Source organism: Moraxella sp., from assembly GCF_030525845.1.
Classification (GTDB): Bacteria; Pseudomonadota; Gammaproteobacteria; order Pseudomonadales; family Moraxellaceae; genus Moraxella.
This window is the reverse complement of the sequence record NZ_JAUNDY010000009.1, coordinates 14,785-31,860: the sequence shown is the minus strand read 5'-3', so window position 1 is coordinate 31,860 and position 17,076 is coordinate 14,785. Positions and strand designations below refer to the sequence as shown.

Genomic DNA, 17,076 nt, shown 5'->3' with positions numbered 1-17,076 from the left:
TAAGGTGTTGCGTATGAAATAAGACGGAATAAATCCGTCTTATGGTTACTTGGTTTCTATTTTGGCGGTATCATCATCGCCAAACCATTTTTGGTAGATTTCATCGTATTTACCGTTGTTTTGGATATTGGCAAGACCAGCGTTGATTTTGTTTTTTAGGGTTTCGTTGTTTTTACTGACCCCAAAGGCGATATGATTGATTTGAATGGGGTTGTCATAGGCAGTCATGATGACATCACCCATGCTTTGCTGATTGCTTTCGGTTTGGTATTGTTTGATGTAATAGTTTAGGGGTACAGCGTTACCCACCAAAAAGTCGGTTTCTTTGCGGACAAATGCCTGAAAATTGGTGTATAGATTGGGGAATTCTTGGATTTTTGCCCCCATGTCTGTCAGGGATTTAGCACTGACGGTGTTTTCTTGTACACCCACCAAGCCTCCACCAATCAAATCAGCAGATGATTGGGCTTTTTTATCCTGACGACTTAAAATAGCACGGTAGCTTTTGGCATGAGGATTTGTCATGTCAAATTTGGCTTCATTGTTTGGGTTGATTTCCAAGGAGGCAACAATGACTTGATATTTGCCATCTTCCATGTCTTGATACAATTTTGCACGTGGTTCGCCAAGAAAGGTAGTGCCAAAGTTTTGGTCATCGCCGATGGCTTTTAGGATGTCAACTTCAAAGCCTGTTGCCTGACCCAGCTCATCACGCAAACTAAACGGTGGCGAGCCAATATCGATGCCTATCACGTATTCTTCGCTGTATTTTTTGGTGGTGTCGGCAGGTTTTGTGGTGTCAGTTTGGGTGGTGTCGGTGGGAGCTGGGTTGTCGTTGCCACAAGCGGTCAAAATAAGTGCCAATAGTAGGGGGGTAAGTGCTTTTTTCATAACATGCCCAAAATGATTAAATTTCTTATTATAAACAACCCCCCCTGTTGTCAATCGCTTTTTTGAACATGATTAATGATAAAATAAACTGATGTACCATAAAAAATCCGCCCAATGTCTTGAACGGATTTTTTTGTTTTTTCACTTAAAATTAACCACCAAAGTTGTCAAGCATGATGTTTTCATCTTCTACACCCAAAGATTTGAGCATTTTGATGACCGCATCGTTCATGACCGGTGGACCACACATATAGAACTCACAGTCTTCTGGGGCAGGATGGTCTTTTAGGTAGTTGTCATACAGGACGTTATGAATAAAGCCTGTATAACCTTCCCAGTTGTCCTCTGGTTGTGGGTCAGAGAGTGCTACATGCCACTCAAAGTTGGGGAATTCTGCCGCCAGACCGTCATAGTCCTCCACGTAGAACATTTCACGCTTAGAGCGAGCACCGTACCAGAAACTAATCTTACGGTCGGATTTTAGGCGTTTTAGTTGATCAAAGATGTGTGAACGCATGGGTGCCATACCTGCACCACCACCGATGAATACCATCTCGTTTTTGGTTTCTTTGGCAAAGAATTCGCCGTAAGGACCAGAAACGGTAATCTTATCACCTGGTTTTAAGCTAAACACATAAGATGACATCTTGCCTGGGGGAATGCCCTCAGGACCACGAGGTGGTGGAGACGCGATACGAATGTTGAACTTGATGATGCCTTTTTCTTCGGGGTAGTTTGCCATCGAATAGGCGCGAATCACAGGCTCGTCCACTTTTGAGGTGTAACGCCACAAGTTAAAGGTGTCCCAGTCAGGGTGATATTCTGGATCAATGTCAAAGTCCTTGTAGTGAACTTCGTGCGGTGGTGCTTCAAGCTGAACATAACCGCCTGCACGGAAAGGCACGACTTCGCCCTCTGGGATTTTGAGCGTGAGTTCTTTAATGAAGGTGGCAACGTTGTCGTTGGAGATAACTTCGCATTCCCATTTTTTGACATCAAAGAATTCAGGGTCAATCTCGATTTTCATGTCTTGCTTGACTGCCACCTGACATGCCAAACGCATACCATCACGAATCTCGCCTTGGGTAAAATGACCTTCTTCGGTAGGTAAAATAGAACCACCACCGTCCAAGACTTTACAACGGCATTGACCACAAGTACCACCACCACCACAGGCAGACGATAGGAAAATGCCTTCGCCAGCTAGGGTTTGGAGCAACTTGCCCCCTGCGGCTGTGGTTACGTTATTGTCAGGATTATCATTGATATTGATGGTTACCTTGCCAGAGCTTACCAATCGTGAGCGGGCGATCAAAATGACCACAACCAAACTCATGATGATGGCGGTAAACATGGCGACACCACCAAATGCTGTACTAAATTCCATGTTTTCTCCTTATAGCGACATACCGCCGAATGACATAAAGCCAAGCGACATCAGTCCCACAGTGATAAAGGTAATGCCCAAACCACGCAGGGGGGCTGGCACGTCTGAATATTTGAGCTTTTCACGAATGCCTGCCAATGTTGCAATGGCAATCGCCCAACCCAAGCCAGAACCCACGCCATAGACGAGCGATTCGCCAAAGTTGTAATCGCGCTCCACCATGAACAGTACGCCACCCATGATGGCACAGTTTACGGTGATGAGTGGTAAAAATACCCCCAAAGCGTTGTACAAGGCAGGGACGAATTTGTCCAAGAACATTTCAAGGATTTGTACGGTGGCGGCGATAAGGGCGATGTAACTTAGCAAGCCCAAAAATGATAGGTCGGTATTTGGGAAGCCTGCCCATGCCAATGCACCGTCTTTGAGCAAAAATTGGTAAAGTAGGTTGTTAAGTGGCACACAGATTGCCATGACCACCACAACCGCCACGCCCAAACCAATGGCGGTCGAGACTTTTTTGGAGACGGCGATGAACGTACACATACCCAAGAAAAATGACAATGCCATGTTTTCAATGAATACGGACGTGATAAATAAACTGATGTAGTGTCCCATTAGTGATGTCCTCCCATGCCTTTGGATTGAGGCTTCATGGTAAATTCAGCAGGTTCAACTTGTGCAGGTTTCCAAATACGCACAATGGCAATGAACAATGCAATCACAAAGAACGATGATGGTGGCAAAAGTAGCAAGCCATTGGGAATGTACCAACCGCCATCAGTGGCTTTTTCTAGGATTTGAATGCCAAACCAACTGCCATTACCGATAAGCTCACGAATGCTAGCAACAAAAATAAGCACGGTAGAATAACCCAAGCCGTTACCGATACCGTCCAAGAAACTTGGAATTGGTGGGTTGCTCATGGCGTATGCCTCAGCACGACCCATAACGATACAGTTGGTAATGATAAGACCGATGAACGCCCCCAGAGATTTGGCGGTGTCATAGGCGACTGCTTTTAGGACTTGGTCTACCACGATAACCAAAGACGCAATCACCACCATCTGTACGATGATACGAATGGACGATGGAATGTTGTTGCGAATGATTGAGATAAAAAAGCTAGAAAACGCCGTTACCAATGTCAATGCAATACACATTACAAGGGCGTTCTTGACGCTGGTGGTAACCGCCAGAGCCGAACAAATACCCAAAATTTGCAATGCGATGGGGTTATTGTTGAAAACTGGCGTGGTCAAAATCTTTTTGGTGTCCGCCATGATTATACTCCTTTCGCCTTGCGTTGGTTATCCAAAAATGGCTTGTAGCCGTTTTCGCCCAACCAAAACTGTACGATGTTATGCACGCCACGACCTGTCAGAGTCGCACCGCTGATGCCGTCCACTTGACCTTCTTTGTGCGTACCTGCTTTGGTAACGCCCATAATCAGCTCGCCTGCATCGTTATAAAGTTTTTTGTCGTGCCATTGAGAGCGGAATGGCTCATCAACGATACGAGACCCAAGACCGGGGGTTTCTTTGTGTTCGTAAAAATTGACGCCTTTGATGGTGTTAAAATCCTTGTCCAAGGTCAGCAGACCATAGATTTGACCCCATAGACCCGCCCCATGAATGGGCAATACCAAAAGCTCAATCTCGCCATTTGCGTCTTTGGTGATGTAGGCTTTGCTAAATTTGGGTTTGCCACCAATTGAGGCGATGTCTTCGCTAAGCGGTGTGCTTAGTGATGGGGTGCGAGCGGCTTTGGCGACATTGTAGGTATTTGGGTCGCCCAAGCCCGATACTTCTTCGTCTGTGGCGAATTGTCCTGTTTCAAGATTGATGAATTTGACTTCAAAATCGGCAAAACGCTCTGCCACCACACTACTTGGGTCGGTTGCGGGGTCAAATTTGCCTGCCGCAACCAAGATGTTTTTGTTCAAATCCAAACTGGCATTGGCAAGTTGCTTGGGTTTTAGACCCACTGCCACAGATGAGACAGCGATTGAGCAGACCAAGCACAAGACCAAGGCAGTTACGATGGTGGTAACGTTACTATTTTTGGCTGACATGAGCTAATCTCCGTGCTGTTTGACGTTTGATGTTGGCTTGTTTGACAAAATAGTCAAAGAGTGGGGCAAACAAGTTGGCAAACAAGATGGCAAGCATGATGCCTTCTGGGAATGCAGGATTGACCACACGAATGGCAACGGTCATAAAGCCGATAAGCAAACCATAGAACCAACGACCTGTATCAGTATGGGCGGCTGACACAGGGTCAGTTGCCATAAAGACCGCACCAAACATAAAGCCACCCATGACCAAATGCCAATGTGGAGCAAGGCTCATCATTGGGTTGGTGTCGCTACCGATGAGGTTAAAGATAAAGGCAGTAACCACAAGACCGATAATCGCCCCTGCAATCACTCGCCAACTGGCGATTTTGGTATAAATCAGCACCGCACCACCGATAAGAATGGCAAGGGTAGAGACTTCGCCAATCGCACCTTGCATGTTACCCAAGAATGCTTGACCCCAAGTGATGGTCTGACCATAAGCATCAACAAATTTATCAGCACTTACGCCTGCAGCAGCTTGACCAAGTGGCGTTGCCCCAGAGAAGCCATCAACCGCCGTCCAAACTGCATCGCCACTGATGGTGGCAGGGTAAGCAAAATAAAGGAAAGCACGACCTGCAAGGGCGGGGTTAAGGAAGTTTTTGCCTGTACCGCCAAAGACTTCTTTGGCAACGACCACGCCAAAGGTAATACCCAAGGCAACTTGCCATAGAGGCATGTTTGGTGGCAATGATAGGGCAAACAGTACCGAAGTAACAAAGAAACCTTCATTGACTTCATGTCCACGCACCACAGCAAAGACGATTTCCCAGAAGATACCTACCGCAAAGGTAACGATATAAATGGGCAAAAACTGCATTGCCCCATAGGCAAAGCATGCCAAGATGCTGTTTGGGTCATAGCCAAACATGCCTGTAATGAGCGTACGCCAACCTTCGGCTTGTACGCCAGCGTGAGCCATGTAAGTTAGGGCTTGAAAACCGACATTATACATACCCCAGAACATCACAGGGAAAGTACATAGCCATACCGTAATCATGATACGCTTTAAGTCGATACCGTCTCTGACGTGACTGGCTGAGTAAGTGCGAGATGATGGCTGACGAAAAAAGGTGTCAAACATCTCAAAGATGGCATAGTATTTTTCATGTTTACCGCCTTTGGTAAAGGACGGTTCCAACTTATCAAAAATATCGTGAATAAATTTCATCGTTGTCTATCCTTAGCCTTCGGCTTCAATGCGAGTTAGGTTATCACGCAAAATATCGCCAAATTCATATTTGCCAGGCGACACAAAGGTGCAAAGTGCCAAATCTTCTTCGTCCAGCTCCAACGCACCAAGTTCCACCGCCTCAACAATGTCTTCAACAATCAAAGCACGCAAAAGCTGAGTGGGCAGATAGTCTTGTGGCATGACTTTTTCAAATGTACCAATCGGCACCATCGCACGAGGCGAGCCGTGTGTATTGGTGGTGAAAGGGAATTTTTTGCCTTTGGCAAATTGCGACATATAAATTGGCAAAAACGAAAAGCGGTTAAAACCAAACGAGAAAAAGTGCATGGCAGGACGCTCATAGCATTCTTTTAATACAGAAACTTGGTTGGCAAAACGACCCAAATACGCCAAAGTGCCTGATGCTTTGCGACCTGACAACACCGAACCTGAGATGATGCGGTTTTCGCCGTCTTGGAGCTCGCCTTGTGTCAAAGCGTTCAAATCCGCCCCACGAGTTGTACGGATAATGCGTGGGTTTTTGACGACAGGACCAGCGAGGCTGATGGTGCGTTCGGTATAAATCTTACCAGTAGTAAAAAGCTTACCGATGGCAATCACGTCTTGATAGCCGATTGTCCAGACCGTTACACCACGAGCTAAGGGGTGCAAAAAGTGAATGTGTGTGCCAGCATTGCCCGCTGGGTGAACCCCGACAAAGCCGTGATATTCAGTACTGTTGGCAACATTGGTGGCTTTGGCAGGGGCTGTTGCTCCATGACAAACCAACGTCTTGGGCGATAGCACCGAAAGCACTGCCAAGCCGTCATTAAAGGCATCAAGATTGTCATTAATGATGGTAAGTGGGTCAAGTGCCAGAGGGTTGGTGTCGGTAGCGGTTACAAAAATCGCAGATGGCACGCTGTCAAGCTCTGGGGTACGGCTAAATGGACGGGTACGAAATGCCACCCATTCGCCTGCGTCATTGAGCTGATTGACAACTTCTTCACGAGATAGTTTACTAAGGCTGTCTTTGGCGTGTGCCTTAAAGGTGATTTCATCGCCTTTTTGGGCTTCTATCACCAAACTTTCAAACACACGGCGTTCGCCACGATTGACGGTGATGACTTTACCTGAGATGGGAGCGGTGTATTTGACGCCCAAACGCTTTTTATCTTCAAACAACACCTGTCCTTTGGCGACTGTATCGCCTTCCTTGACATGCATGGTCGGACGCATACCGATGTAATCATAACCGATAAGGGCGACATGAGTAGGTGTGTGTTCGCTGATTTCTTTGGAGGGTTCGCCCGTGATGGGTAAATCCAATCCTTTTTTGATGGTAATCATAAGCGGATACTCACTCTAAGTGAAATGACCATACCAGACTCCTGTTGGTATATTATGGGTAAAACCCATAAGAGCTTTAACGCTGACCTAAACTCCTTAACAACACGTTAATGCTAGGGCGTATCAAGTATTTGGATTGGTGCTTAAAATACTGCCATTATTTTGACCCAAAAATACTAAATTACCTTGATGTCAAGGTTTGCACAACTCACGGCAGGCCGTGCTATGTGTGTATTTGTTTTATTTAGTGGCAAAATAAAAGTAAGATACACCCAGTTACAGTGGCGACTGGCTACCTAGTTTGTTAAATGATTAACAATTGCTTTTATGTCAAAATTTAGACATGAAAAATCTCATCTATTATACGCTAAAATTTGATAAAATTACAGCAATTTTTGAGAAACACTGATGCGTTGTGAGAGATGGCGGTGTGTCGTCTATAAGTTTTGTGGGTAAGATATACTTTAAGAACTTGAAAAACTGCCACGAACTCTCTCCTAATGTCGCAGCAATGATAGAATCACTGTGTATCACAAACTTGCAAAATAGAAGAGGGATTTGCTTGTTTTGGTTTGATGACTGTATTAAATTTCCACCATTGTGAGTACAGAATCAATTTTATCAAAATCCCCAACGAAAAAATGATCCATTGACCACAAATGCCACACTCAAACAACATATGAATAATACGTGTACTCCCATTATTTTTAGGGTATTTTCATCGTGCGTTTTGTTTTCTAACCGTGCGATGATGCGAAATCTGGCATGCAGAGCAATCAAGGCGGTCAGTACCAGCCATGTGATTTTTCCATAAATCATCACCACAAGCGTACCCATGGAGGGTGTCCATAAGTTCATCGGTATGATGCTGTGCATCATATAAAAGCCTGTAATGATTTGCACAAAAAGAGCGGTCATACCAAGTGGCTCGTAGCTTTTTTCAAATGCCAAAAACCCTTGAATGTCGTTATTCTTTATGAATGTCGGCATTAGACGAATGAGTAAATACAAATGACCGCCCACCCAAATACTGGCACCTAATAAGTGGAGGATTAAAATCAACTTATGCATGATGAGCCTTATTAACTATTTGCTTCGCCCACTTCTAAACACAAAAGGGTCATCGTAAAATGCTGTGTCAGCATTATCCCAAAAATACGGCACACCCAAAACTGGTAAAGGATTTAGGGATTTTGGGGTAATGCCTTCTACCAAAAAATCGTCTAGGCTTTCACTTAGTTTATCATCTAAGAATTTAAGTTGTTCATCTGTCGGCAAGGCAAAAAACTTGCTGGGGACTTTGATGATAAAAGTGTGGCTACATAATGATTTGTAAGGGTTGATGAGTTGTTCAAGTAGGGCGTGCCCAAAGATAAACACTTTGGCTTTTTTGTCTGTGTCTTGATGATTTTGATAATCTGACCAGTGGTTTCGGTGCTTAATTAAGCAGGTTTGCCAGTCAAATGCCGTTAATGCCTGCCCAATTTGCTCCCCCACTTCATCATCAGATACCACCAAAACCGCTCCATTTTCATCAAATACTGTGATGGTGTCTCGCACACGGTTTCGCTTGTTGGCGGTGTCGTTTTGATTGATGTGGGATAGGTGTTTGGTGTTTAGGAGGGCTTTGGTTTTTGGGAAAATCGACCAAATGCACGCCCCAAACCAGTCGTGCAGATTATCACGTGTGGGGATTTTGCGGTGTTTGCCGATGTGTGCCTCGTAGGCGATGCCATGCTCTAAATCATTTTGGTGGGTAAATGATAACGGCTGATTTTGGCTTCCCATAAGTGCGATGTGATGATGGTCAAAGTAGTCATTTAGCCATCGATAAAGTGGTAAGCAAGTCTTAGGGTCGCTACACCCAAAACTTTTATGAATGTCCAGTAGGGGTGTGAGCCAGATGGCGTGTTGGTTGATTTTATGAAATTCATCAAAAAATAACTGAACGTGAGACATGGTCGGTGGTGTAATTTGGTGGTGTGATGAGTTTTAGCTTAACATATTTTGGGGGTTCTGAAAAGCCTTCAATAAAATACTTGCATATTTTATCGCTTGCGTTTAATATGATGGTATTTTATCAGAGAGATTAGACAATGACGACTTTTTTAAAATTAAGTGCGGTGGTGCTATCAGGTGCGTTGGTGTTATCTGGCTGCTCTGTGTTTCGAGTTTATACCATTGATTTGCCACAGGGCACGCCCATTACCTCAGCTCAGGCATCACAGGTTAGGGTGGGTATGACTGCCGACCAAGTTACCTATTTGCTTGGTAGTCCTGCCATTAAGGATACCCTAAACCCCGACCGTTTTGATTATCTGTATGATTACACCGCAGGCACAGACGGCAAGCGAGCAGGCAAGAAAAACATCAAAAACGCCAGCCAGTACATGAGTATTTATTTTGAAAATGGGCGTGTGGTGCGTATCGCAGGGCGTGAGACTCTGCCCCTCAAAAACCAATAACCACCAAAAAAAACACACAAAATAAAACCCATCATAACACATGATGGGTTTATCACATCTTTAATTACAAATTACTGAGCTTGTGACTCTGATGATGTTTTGGCGATGTCTGTGGCAGCTTGGTTTAGCCATTTGGCGAGAATTTTATCATAAGTGCCGTCTTGCTTGATTTGTTCAAGACCAGCATCCAGTTTTGCTTTTAGCTCGGTATCGCCTTTTTTGAGGGCAAAGCCGACAGGAATGGTGCCAGATTTGGTGTCTTTGATGGTATAAAGACTGCTATCTTCTAGGTAGGGTGCTAGGGCGATATCCACATCATAGAGTGCAACCGCCTTTTGTTGTTTGAGTTCTTTTAGTCCCAAATATAGCGTGTCTACTGGGACAGCCTTATCTGTGATGTTGGTGTTATCCAGCTGGGTGTGTGAATAGCTGTTTGCTTGCACAGTGATGGGTTTGCCTGATAATTCCTCAAAAGAGCCTACCTGACCACTGGTATCTTTATCCAGTAAGACAGCCCAAGAACCATTGATATAAGGTTTGCTAAAATCATTATTTTCTAGACGTGATTCGGTGATGTTAATCCCTGTCGCCAATATGTCAATATCGCCTTTATTAACCGATTGTAGCAAATCAACGATACCACGAGCACCCTCAGATACGAAATTAAACTTAATGTTTTGTTTTTCGCCGATGGCTTTTAGGATATCGATGTCTAGACCGACAAGATTGCCTTTTTCGTCAAGCAACACAAATGGAGGGTAGGCACTTTGGCTACCTACATTATAAGTTGCCATATTGGCTTGTTCGGCTGGTGCGGCAGATTCGCTGGGGGTGGCGGTATTTGCTTGATTGTTATCGCCACCACAACCTACAAGCAAAGCAATGCCAAGCAGTGCAGAAGATAAAAGTTTAAGTTTCATGAAAATATCCTTGTGGATGAATGCCCGTGTTTGCACGAGACGACATTGCCAAATCATGTGTGGATTTGGCGGGGGGGGGGGGGGAAGTAAAGTTATATTTTAAATAATTTTTAGTGAAATTGCAATTAGCATGCGATATGGTGTTAATTTATTGTAAAAATGTTGCTAAATCGTTGTTTGGTGTTTGTTACGTCTTGATGGATTTTTGGTCGATAGCTTTTTGCGTCTTGACATGGGATCAAAGGATAGCGGGCGATAGATTTCGATGCGGTCGCCATCAGATAGGGGGGTGTCTAGACGTTTTTTTTGGCTATAAATGCCAACATACCACGCTTTGTGGTTGGGCGAGGCGTGCTGATGGTGCAGACACCAAGTGGCAAAATCCGCCAACTCTGGCATGAGTAGCCACCCTGAGTGTTGCAGGGCTTGATAGATGGTAGTGCCATCATCTAGGCTCATCTGAGTGTAGTGCTGTGTATCGTGATGGGCGTAGGCTAGACTGATGTTTATAGCCATTGCGTTATCCAGCCAAATAGTGCCAATGCGATAGCAAGTGGTACAGCGATTCGTATCAATACTCGCCAGATGTTGTAGCGTCCCTCGCTTTTAAAATTTAGCGTCTTACGCAAATGGCTGATTTTCATGACAAAACCAGAAAACGCTGAGAGTAATAGTACCGCCACAAGGCTGATGATAAGCAGTAACATCAGTGCGATTTTGGCAGGGAGGGTGGCAAGTAGCAGGGCCAACACAATGCCTGCACAGATGCCCTTAATCAGTCCAAACCGTGCTTTTAGCTCTCTTGTGGCATAATAAAATAAAAATGACGCAATTAGGAGCATGCCTACACCAGATACGACAAATGAGGTTGGTGTAACAAAAGCACTACCCACCAAAAGAGCAAATGCCCCAAAGATAAGCTGGGTTAGCCAAATGGGCAAAATCAGACCAAATAGAGGTTTTTTGTGAAGTGATTTTGTGATATCTTCACTGGCAAACCAATATAGCCCCGTGCCTACACCGACAGAGAGTAGGGCGAGTGAGACGGCTTTTGCCCATTCTGATAAAGAGGTGGCTGTGATGGTGGGTATGCTAATACCGCTTGACAACCCACCGTCAAATAATGAAACCAGTCCCCCAATGACAACTAATGCCAATCCTGAGACGAGTAGCCGTGTTTTTAGGAGGCTTAGAATCATCACAACCATCATCGCTCCCACGCTAAGTCCGATGCTGGGTATGTCAAATCCCAGCTGGGGCAGATGTTGGGGAATGCCTGTCCCAATGCGAGCGGTCATGGTGGCACAAATAAGTAGTGATATCAGTACAGACAACCCTGCAAATATCCGCCATGACATTTTGGCATCGGCTTCACGTGTCAGCTTTTGCATGCCTAGCCATACACCATCGCCACTACGAGTCGAGAGGGCAAGCTCTGCAAAGAGTACAGGTAGTCCCACAACTAACATGGCAATCACCCACAAAAGCCAAAAGTCCAATTCATGAGCCATGCTTGGGGCGATTTGATGAGCGAATAATAATGGCAAGGCGCATGCCAAAAAAAACACGGTGTAACGAGATAACATAGTCAGGTTTTGCCAAAAGGTTTGGTGGATATTAAATTAACGACAAAACCCCAATCAAGGGGTCTGTCAATCGTCGGTATCATAATGAAATTAGTGAACCGCACCGATAAACTCAGAGAGCATCTTGATGTCTTTATCTGAGAGCTTGGCGGCGACGATTTGCATCATGCCTTTTTCGTCTTTTTTGGCGGAGTCATTGGTACGCACTTCGGTTTCGCCCACATCGTCCTCACGACCTGCTGCACGGAACAGTTTTAGCTGGGTGGAGATATAAGTAGCATGTTGACCGCCAATGCGTGGGAATGCCGCCCATTCATTGCCTGCACCTTTGGGGTCATGACAACCTGCACAAGGGATAATGCCACGAGTTTTATCGCCACCTAAGTAAAGTCTTTGGGCTGTGGCATTGGTGGCTTTATTGCCATAACCAGGTAGCCAAGGAGATTGGCTGGCATAATAGCCTGCCACATTTGCCAAATCTTGTTGGGTCAAGCCCACAAGTTGTGCTTCCATGATGCCGTTACGGCGAGCTTTGGTCTTGAAGTCTACAAGTTGTTTGTAGAGATACTTGATGTTTTGACCGCCTAAGTTAGGCTGGGTAGGAACAGGGCTGACACCATCTGTACCATGACAGGCGGCACAGTTGGACTCAGCGATGGCTTTACCAGCTTCAATGTCAAACTCAGGAACAACCGGAGCGGCACTAGCGGTCAGTGTCGCAAAGCCAAAGCCAGTAGCGAGCAGTACATTGGCAAGCGTAACTTTGGTTAATGGCGTATTGATTTTCATAACAACTTCCTACTAACTTCGGAGATAATATCCGTGTCTTGGGTTTTGTATACGTTGATTTAGCCAAATTTTGGCTAAATTTAAAACTCTGTCATATTATAGCAAGACTTGACTAAATTTTCCTACAAAAAATGTGGCTTTGGTCGTATTTTTTTTTAAAATTTTAATATTTTGAATGCTTTTTGGGCAATTTTGGTAAAATTTTATCATTTGACTATCTTGCCATGTACTCAATAAGCAAGCGAAAATCATCATCGCTACATGTTTGACATAGTCCACGAGCAGGCATTTGAGGCATGCCTTGCTTGGTGGATTTGAGTAGAGCGTCCATGCCTTTTTGGGCTTTGAGTTTATCCCATGTGGCTTTATCGCCTTTTTTGGGGGCATTCAACGCCCCAGTATCATGGCAAGTGCCACACGTTTTTTTATAAGTATCAGCAACATTGGCATGGCTTGTGGTGGCAAAACACATCAAACCAACAAGGGCAGATATGGCAACTTTTGACATGGCAAATTCTCGTTTGATGACTGTCATTGGTTTCATTATGCAAAATTCTAACCAATTTACCATAGTGATTTGGTAACAATTTAAAATGAGTTTTGTTTGCATTTTTTCCGTTGGCGATTTTATGGTTTTCGTGGTAAACTTGCTTATTTTTATATTTATCAAAAACCTCATGAACACCGCCGATTATCAAAAACTCATTCGCCAAACCGCCTTTTCCATGTCCGCCCCCACGCTCAAACTTTGTCCGCCTGACACAGGTTTCGAGGTGGCATTTGCAGGGCGTTCCAACGCAGGCAAATCCTCTGCCATCAACACCATTACCCACCAAAAACAGCTCGCCCGCTCCTCCAAAACCCCAGGGCGAACGCAGATGATTAACTTTTTTAATGTCGGCTCGCCCCATAGCCGTATCGTGGATTTGCCCGGTTATGGCTATGCCCAAGTGCCAGAGGCGATGAAAATCAAATGGCAAAAAGAGCTGGAGAATTATTTGGTGCACCGTGAAAGTTTGGCAGGATTGATTTTGCTGACCGACATTCGCCACCCTTTAAAATATTTTGATGAGCAAATGCTCCATTGGGCAAAAGACGGCGAATTGCCCGTTCATGTACTTTTAACTAAGGCAGACAAATTAAAACGGGGGGCTCAAAAAACCGCCTTACTACAAACCAAAAAACAACTACAAGCCCTAGATTTACCTTTTTCCATTCAGCTTTTTTCGGCATTAGATAAAGAAGGGCTTGATGAATTGGCAGATGTTTTGGGTAATTGGCTACATTTGGGCGAGCATTTATCTTTTGATGAAAATACGGCAAATGATGAATTGAAAAACACCGATTTGGATAATACACAGGAAAACTGATGACAGGCATTTTATATATTGTCGCCACCCCGATTGGTAATTTGGGCGACATGACAGCACGAGCCATCGACACCTTAAAGACGGTGGATTTTATCGCTTGTGAGGACACTCGCACCAGTGGTAAATTATTAAGTTATTTTAATATATCCACGCCCACGCTCGCCTATCATGAGCATAATGCCGACACCCAAACCGCTCGTTTGATTGACTTACTGCAACAAGGCAAATCCATCGCTCTCATCTCGGACGCTGGCACACCACTCATCTCCGACCCTGGATTTCGACTCGTCAAAGCCTGCCATGAAGTGGGCATACAGGCTGTGCCAATCGTGGGAGCGTGTGCGGTCATTGGGGCGTTGTCGGTGGCGGGTTTGCCGTCTGATAAGTTTAGTTTTATTGGCTTTTTACCCGCCAAACAACATGGGCGTATTGAGACCCTAAAAGCATACCAAAACAGTAGCGAAACTTTGATTTTTTATGAAGCTCCTCACCGTATCGTGGCGTGCCTTGCTGACATGGCAGAAGTGTTTGGCGGAGAGCGAGAGGCGACACTGTGCCGTGAGATTACCAAAACCTTTGAAACCATTAAAAAATTACCGCTTGCTGATTTGTTAGAATTTGTGAAAAATGACCCCAACCAAGAACGAGGCGAAATCGTCATCGTGGTGGCGGGCAACACCGCCCAGCAGAGTAGAGCCGATTATGACGACTGGTTACTTGCTATTGCCCGTGAATTACCCCCCAAAAAAGCAAGTGGCATTGTGGCAGAAGTGTTAGGACTTAAAAAAAGTGAGGTTTATGATAGGTTATTGGAATTGCAGAAATAAATAATGCCCTTTGTGGGCATTATTACTAAACAGGAACTTTATAATCAGGATTTGTTTGGAACCAACCTGTATCACGATGAACCGAAGTATCTCCATCACCATCCACCCAAATCACTCTACCGTCATGCAATACTCTTTCGTGTGGTTCTACATAATGAGTATTAGGATTGTCTATTGTTAAATATTGTGGATTGTCTGTTTGCATTTCTGTGTCCTCAATGCTGTCCACTACATCAACAATACCAATAGCCAAAGTGGATACCACCGCAACTTTTCCAAGATGTTTGACTGATTCTTTGGCGCCATCTAAATCACCATCTACGATACAGCCGACCGTATTTACACTTTCTTTGGCAACTGTTGCAACCGTATTAACCATTTGTGAGCCAACATCCACTGCGGTATTACCAAGATTGCTAAACCCTTGTCCGACTTTACGCTCATCTTGACAAGCAATACCATCCACCACATCAGCAATACCATCAGCGACATTTCCTAAAACAACACCAGTATAAGTCATTGAGTTTTCAACACCACTGCCAACTTCTTTAATAAAATTGCTGTCTGTGGCATGACCCACCGCTTTAATAGCACCACCAAGCACAAAACCAGCACCTTGACCTGCACCAGTAAAGAGTTCTTTTAAAAATGACATAATTTCTCCGAATTAATTAAAATTTGAACCAACAACACGAATTGGATTTTCATCTATTTCTTGCATACGCTCTGCAAACTCTAAGCAACTCTCATCACTATGACCTTGCCATCGACAATGCTTGTAACGCTCTTGAAACAAATACTCCTTTGCTTCTTGTTTTTCGTAATGCAAAGCCACTTTAAAACCAATAAAAGCTAAAATAATTAACCCTATGATAAAAGCAATAAAACCTATTAAAATTTTTTTAAGCATAATATCTTGACTGCCTTAAATAAATTAAAAAACTCAACATAAGTTTAATTATCTTAAACGTCTTCTAACAGCATTAATGGTAGCGGTAGTCTCAAGGTCTATAAAGTTTTCTACATCTTCATCCATACCATGAATATGCAGTTTTGGAAACCTATTGGCAATGCTTTTAAATAATTTTTCTACCGTTGTTTTCTCCTCTTCACCAACTAAAATGCCAATATGAGCTAATCTATTGGCATAATTTTTGGCAACATCATAAGCAACTATCCACATAAACTGCTTTTCTAGTTCAAGGTAGCCATTCATCATCACGCCTTTAAAAAGCGTTATTTCCTGCTCAGAAATGTCAGAAAGCTCAGACCTATTTCCCGTAAAAGTTAAGCCATCGTCAGCGGTAACATAACCCAACTCTCTTTGCTTTTCTTTCTTCTCTAATGCCTGCTCAAATTGATTAAAATTTTTAACAAAATAATTAATGCCGTGTATTGCTATCAATATCAAGCCGATAAGCATACTAGCATTTAAAAATATAAGAATTGCGGTTGCCATTACCTATCCTTGAATTTATTTTGGTGGATATCCATACTCATTTTCCTCATCATCGCCTTCTGTTGCAAACCAGAATAAGACAATAAATGGACCGATGATTGGTATTAAGCCTACCAAAAGGCTCCAGCCTGAACGACCAATATCATGTAGTCGTCTAATACTTACACCTAAAGCTGGTAAAAAAGTCGCAAGACTGTATAGCCAGTAAAGTGCCACTGCCCATTCATTAATAAACGGGCTTACGATACCAAGAGCTACACCCACCATGAAATTGACTAGGACAAAAAACCAATATTCTTTACGTCTCGCTCTACCTGTAAAATTTACGTAATTCACAAGTACTTTTTTGTACCAATCTATAAAAGTATACTCACTCTCATCAATATACTCATCTTGAGACATAATCTCAGTTTTTGGTGCGTATTTTTGTGGATTTTGCCTAAATGTAGGGCGTTCAATTTTTTGCGACTTGACGACAATCTCTTGGTAAATTGCAGAAGCAAAACCATTGCCGTCTATATCAAAATCCACTCTCATGCCACGCATTGGTGGAGAATTCTCACGCCACTCTGACCCTGTAAAAGTATAGCGATTACCATCATCACCACTAATAAGTCCGCTGTTTGTCTGAATCGAAAAATCAATAACCACACCTTTCATATCCACTACCTTTAACACAAAATCATTCAAAAAATATTTAAATAAATTGATAATAATGCAATATCTTTGTTATAATAAT

21 protein-coding genes are annotated in these 17,076 nt (G+C 43.8%); 3 read left to right on the top strand and 18 right to left on the bottom strand.

What is annotated here, in order from left to right; genetic code table 11:
* Positions 1–45: 45 nt before the first annotated feature.
* From Q4B79_RS05150 to Q4B79_RS05110, 9 genes are all read right to left on the bottom strand, one after another.
* Positions 46–891, bottom strand: coding sequence for an ABC transporter substrate-binding protein (locus Q4B79_RS05150; RefSeq protein WP_303085361.1), 846 nt, complete (start codon positions 889–891; stop codon positions 46–48).
* A gap of 151 nt (positions 892–1,042) precedes the next feature.
* The gene (gene nqrF, locus Q4B79_RS05145) at positions 1,043–2,278 is read right to left on the bottom strand and encodes an NADH:ubiquinone reductase (Na(+)-transporting) subunit F (protein WP_303085360.1); all 1,236 of its coding nucleotides are present in this window, start codon (positions 2,276–2,278) and stop codon (positions 1,043–1,045) included.
* Between the two features lie 9 nt (positions 2,279–2,287).
* Complete coding sequence (gene nqrE, locus Q4B79_RS05140; RefSeq protein ID WP_303085359.1) at positions 2,288–2,896, bottom strand: NADH:ubiquinone reductase (Na(+)-transporting) subunit E; 609 nt, start codon at positions 2,894–2,896, stop codon at positions 2,288–2,290.
* A complete protein-coding gene (locus tag Q4B79_RS05135; RefSeq protein WP_303085358.1) occupies positions 2,896–3,561 on the bottom strand; it encodes an NADH:ubiquinone reductase (Na(+)-transporting) subunit D in 666 nt (221 codons plus the stop codon). The genes nqrE and Q4B79_RS05135 overlap by 1 nt, the downstream gene beginning before the upstream one ends.
* Positions 3,562–3,563: 2 nt before the next feature.
* Positions 3,564–4,352: a Na(+)-translocating NADH-quinone reductase subunit C gene (locus Q4B79_RS05130; RefSeq protein ID WP_303085357.1), complete on the bottom strand. Its 789-nt coding sequence runs from the start codon at positions 4,350–4,352 to the stop codon at positions 3,564–3,566.
* Positions 4,336–5,568: an NADH:ubiquinone reductase (Na(+)-transporting) subunit B gene (locus tag Q4B79_RS05125; RefSeq protein ID WP_303085356.1), complete on the bottom strand. Its 1,233-nt coding sequence runs from the start codon at positions 5,566–5,568 to the stop codon at positions 4,336–4,338. Before Q4B79_RS05125 ends, Q4B79_RS05130 begins: the two co-directional genes overlap by 17 nt.
* A gap of 12 nt (positions 5,569–5,580) precedes the next feature.
* Positions 5,581–6,921 (bottom strand): Na(+)-translocating NADH-quinone reductase subunit A, encoded by a 1,341-nt coding sequence (locus Q4B79_RS05120; RefSeq protein WP_303085355.1) that lies wholly within the window; start codon positions 6,919–6,921, stop codon positions 5,581–5,583.
* A 621-nt stretch (positions 6,922–7,542) separates the two neighbouring features.
* Positions 7,543–7,992, bottom strand: coding sequence for a CopD family protein (locus tag Q4B79_RS05115; protein ID WP_303085354.1), 450 nt, complete (start codon positions 7,990–7,992; stop codon positions 7,543–7,545).
* Positions 7,993–8,007: 15 nt separating this feature from the next.
* A complete protein-coding gene (locus tag Q4B79_RS05110) occupies positions 8,008–8,880 on the bottom strand; it encodes a DUF3025 domain-containing protein (protein WP_303085353.1) in 873 nt (290 codons plus the stop codon).
* A 137-nt stretch (positions 8,881–9,017) separates the two neighbouring features.
* Here Q4B79_RS05110 and Q4B79_RS05105 point away from each other — a divergent pair, with 137 nt between their 5' ends.
* A complete protein-coding gene (locus Q4B79_RS05105; RefSeq protein ID WP_303085352.1) occupies positions 9,018–9,386 on the top strand; it encodes an outer membrane protein assembly factor BamE in 369 nt (122 codons plus the stop codon).
* 71 nt (positions 9,387–9,457) lie between these two features.
* Here the strand turns inward: Q4B79_RS05105 and Q4B79_RS05100 are convergent, their stop codons facing one another.
* The 5 genes from Q4B79_RS05100 to Q4B79_RS05080 all read right to left on the bottom strand — a co-directional run bounded on the left by Q4B79_RS05100 (position 9,458) and on the right by Q4B79_RS05080 (position 13,216).
* Entirely contained in the window at positions 9,458–10,306 is an 849-nt protein-coding gene (locus tag Q4B79_RS05100; RefSeq protein WP_303085351.1) for an ABC transporter substrate-binding protein, read from the bottom strand.
* 165 nt (positions 10,307–10,471) lie between these two features.
* Complete coding sequence (locus Q4B79_RS05095; RefSeq protein WP_303085350.1) at positions 10,472–10,822, bottom strand: RnfH family protein; 351 nt, start codon at positions 10,820–10,822, stop codon at positions 10,472–10,474.
* A complete protein-coding gene (locus tag Q4B79_RS05090; protein WP_303085349.1) occupies positions 10,813–11,853 on the bottom strand; it encodes a hypothetical protein in 1,041 nt (346 codons plus the stop codon). The genes Q4B79_RS05095 and Q4B79_RS05090 overlap by 10 nt, the downstream gene beginning before the upstream one ends.
* 129 nt (positions 11,854–11,982) lie before the next feature.
* Positions 11,983–12,681 (bottom strand): cytochrome c, encoded by a 699-nt coding sequence (locus tag Q4B79_RS05085; RefSeq protein WP_303085348.1) that lies wholly within the window; start codon positions 12,679–12,681, stop codon positions 11,983–11,985.
* 214 nt (positions 12,682–12,895) lie between these two features.
* Positions 12,896–13,216 (bottom strand): cytochrome c5 family protein, encoded by a 321-nt coding sequence (locus Q4B79_RS05080; protein WP_303085347.1) that lies wholly within the window; start codon positions 13,214–13,216, stop codon positions 12,896–12,898.
* A gap of 142 nt (positions 13,217–13,358) precedes the next feature.
* Between Q4B79_RS05080 and yihA the strand changes: the two genes are divergently transcribed.
* Both yihA and rsmI read left to right on the top strand, forming a co-directional pair.
* Entirely contained in the window at positions 13,359–14,051 is a 693-nt protein-coding gene (gene yihA / locus Q4B79_RS05075) for a ribosome biogenesis GTP-binding protein YihA/YsxC (protein WP_303085386.1), read from the top strand.
* Entirely contained in the window at positions 14,051–14,878 is an 828-nt protein-coding gene (gene rsmI / locus Q4B79_RS05070; RefSeq protein ID WP_303085346.1) for a 16S rRNA (cytidine(1402)-2'-O)-methyltransferase, read from the top strand. Before yihA ends, rsmI begins: the two co-directional genes overlap by 1 nt.
* 25 nt (positions 14,879–14,903) lie before the next feature.
* Here the strand turns inward: rsmI and Q4B79_RS05065 are convergent, their stop codons facing one another.
* From Q4B79_RS05065 to Q4B79_RS05050, 4 genes are read right to left on the bottom strand one after another with little or no spacing between them, the layout of a single operon-like run.
* Positions 14,904–15,533, bottom strand: coding sequence for a hypothetical protein (locus Q4B79_RS05065; RefSeq protein WP_303085345.1), 630 nt, complete (start codon positions 15,531–15,533; stop codon positions 14,904–14,906).
* A gap of 12 nt (positions 15,534–15,545) precedes the next feature.
* Positions 15,546–15,788, bottom strand: coding sequence for a hypothetical protein (locus tag Q4B79_RS05060; protein WP_303085344.1), 243 nt, complete (start codon positions 15,786–15,788; stop codon positions 15,546–15,548).
* 48 nt (positions 15,789–15,836) lie between these two features.
* Positions 15,837–16,337: a hypothetical protein gene (locus Q4B79_RS05055; RefSeq protein ID WP_303085343.1), complete on the bottom strand. Its 501-nt coding sequence runs from the start codon at positions 16,335–16,337 to the stop codon at positions 15,837–15,839.
* A 15-nt stretch (positions 16,338–16,352) separates the two neighbouring features.
* The gene (locus Q4B79_RS05050; RefSeq protein ID WP_303085342.1) at positions 16,353–16,997 is read right to left on the bottom strand and encodes a DUF805 domain-containing protein; all 645 of its coding nucleotides are present in this window, start codon (positions 16,995–16,997) and stop codon (positions 16,353–16,355) included.
* Between the last annotated feature and the right edge of the window lie 79 nt (positions 16,998–17,076).

What these genes read in the sequence shown, in the direction of transcription:
- Q4B79_RS05055 (WP_303085343.1), bottom strand. Translation starts at nt 16,337, where the DNA reads ATGGCAACCGCAATTCTTATATTTTTAAATGCTAGTATGCTTATCGGC.
- nqrE (WP_303085359.1), bottom strand. Translation starts at nt 2,896, where the DNA reads ATGGGACACTACATCAGTTTATTTATCACGTCCGTATTCATTGAAAAC.
- Q4B79_RS05110 (WP_303085353.1), bottom strand. Translation starts at nt 8,880, where the DNA reads ATGTCTCACGTTCAGTTATTTTTTGATGAATTTCATAAAATCAACCAA.
- yihA (WP_303085386.1), top strand. Translation starts at nt 13,359, where the DNA reads ATGAACACCGCCGATTATCAAAAACTCATTCGCCAAACCGCCTTTTCC.
- Q4B79_RS05100 (WP_303085351.1), bottom strand. Translation starts at nt 10,306, where the DNA reads ATGAAACTTAAACTTTTATCTTCTGCACTGCTTGGCATTGCTTTGCTT.
- Q4B79_RS05115 (WP_303085354.1), bottom strand. Translation starts at nt 7,992, where the DNA reads ATGCATAAGTTGATTTTAATCCTCCACTTATTAGGTGCCAGTATTTGG.
- Q4B79_RS05050 (WP_303085342.1), bottom strand. Translation starts at nt 16,997, where the DNA reads ATGAAAGGTGTGGTTATTGATTTTTCGATTCAGACAAACAGCGGACTT.
- Q4B79_RS05095 (WP_303085350.1), bottom strand. Translation starts at nt 10,822, where the DNA reads ATGGCTATAAACATCAGTCTAGCCTACGCCCATCACGATACACAGCAC.
- nqrF (WP_303085360.1), bottom strand. Translation starts at nt 2,278, where the DNA reads ATGGAATTTAGTACAGCATTTGGTGGTGTCGCCATGTTTACCGCCATC.
- Q4B79_RS05080 (WP_303085347.1), bottom strand. Translation starts at nt 13,216, where the DNA reads ATGACAGTCATCAAACGAGAATTTGCCATGTCAAAAGTTGCCATATCT.
- Q4B79_RS05150 (WP_303085361.1), bottom strand. Translation starts at nt 891, where the DNA reads ATGAAAAAAGCACTTACCCCCCTACTATTGGCACTTATTTTGACCGCT.
- Q4B79_RS05130 (WP_303085357.1), bottom strand. Translation starts at nt 4,352, where the DNA reads ATGTCAGCCAAAAATAGTAACGTTACCACCATCGTAACTGCCTTGGTC.
- Q4B79_RS05085 (WP_303085348.1), bottom strand. Translation starts at nt 12,681, where the DNA reads ATGAAAATCAATACGCCATTAACCAAAGTTACGCTTGCCAATGTACTG.
- Q4B79_RS05120 (WP_303085355.1), bottom strand. Translation starts at nt 6,921, where the DNA reads ATGATTACCATCAAAAAAGGATTGGATTTACCCATCACGGGCGAACCC.
- Q4B79_RS05060 (WP_303085344.1), bottom strand. Translation starts at nt 15,788, where the DNA reads ATGCTTAAAAAAATTTTAATAGGTTTTATTGCTTTTATCATAGGGTTA.
- Q4B79_RS05065 (WP_303085345.1), bottom strand. Translation starts at nt 15,533, where the DNA reads ATGTCATTTTTAAAAGAACTCTTTACTGGTGCAGGTCAAGGTGCTGGT.
- Q4B79_RS05135 (WP_303085358.1), bottom strand. Translation starts at nt 3,561, where the DNA reads ATGGCGGACACCAAAAAGATTTTGACCACGCCAGTTTTCAACAATAAC.
- rsmI (WP_303085346.1), top strand. Translation starts at nt 14,051, where the DNA reads ATGACAGGCATTTTATATATTGTCGCCACCCCGATTGGTAATTTGGGC.
- Q4B79_RS05105 (WP_303085352.1), top strand. Translation starts at nt 9,018, where the DNA reads ATGACGACTTTTTTAAAATTAAGTGCGGTGGTGCTATCAGGTGCGTTG.
- Q4B79_RS05125 (WP_303085356.1), bottom strand. Translation starts at nt 5,568, where the DNA reads ATGAAATTTATTCACGATATTTTTGATAAGTTGGAACCGTCCTTTACC.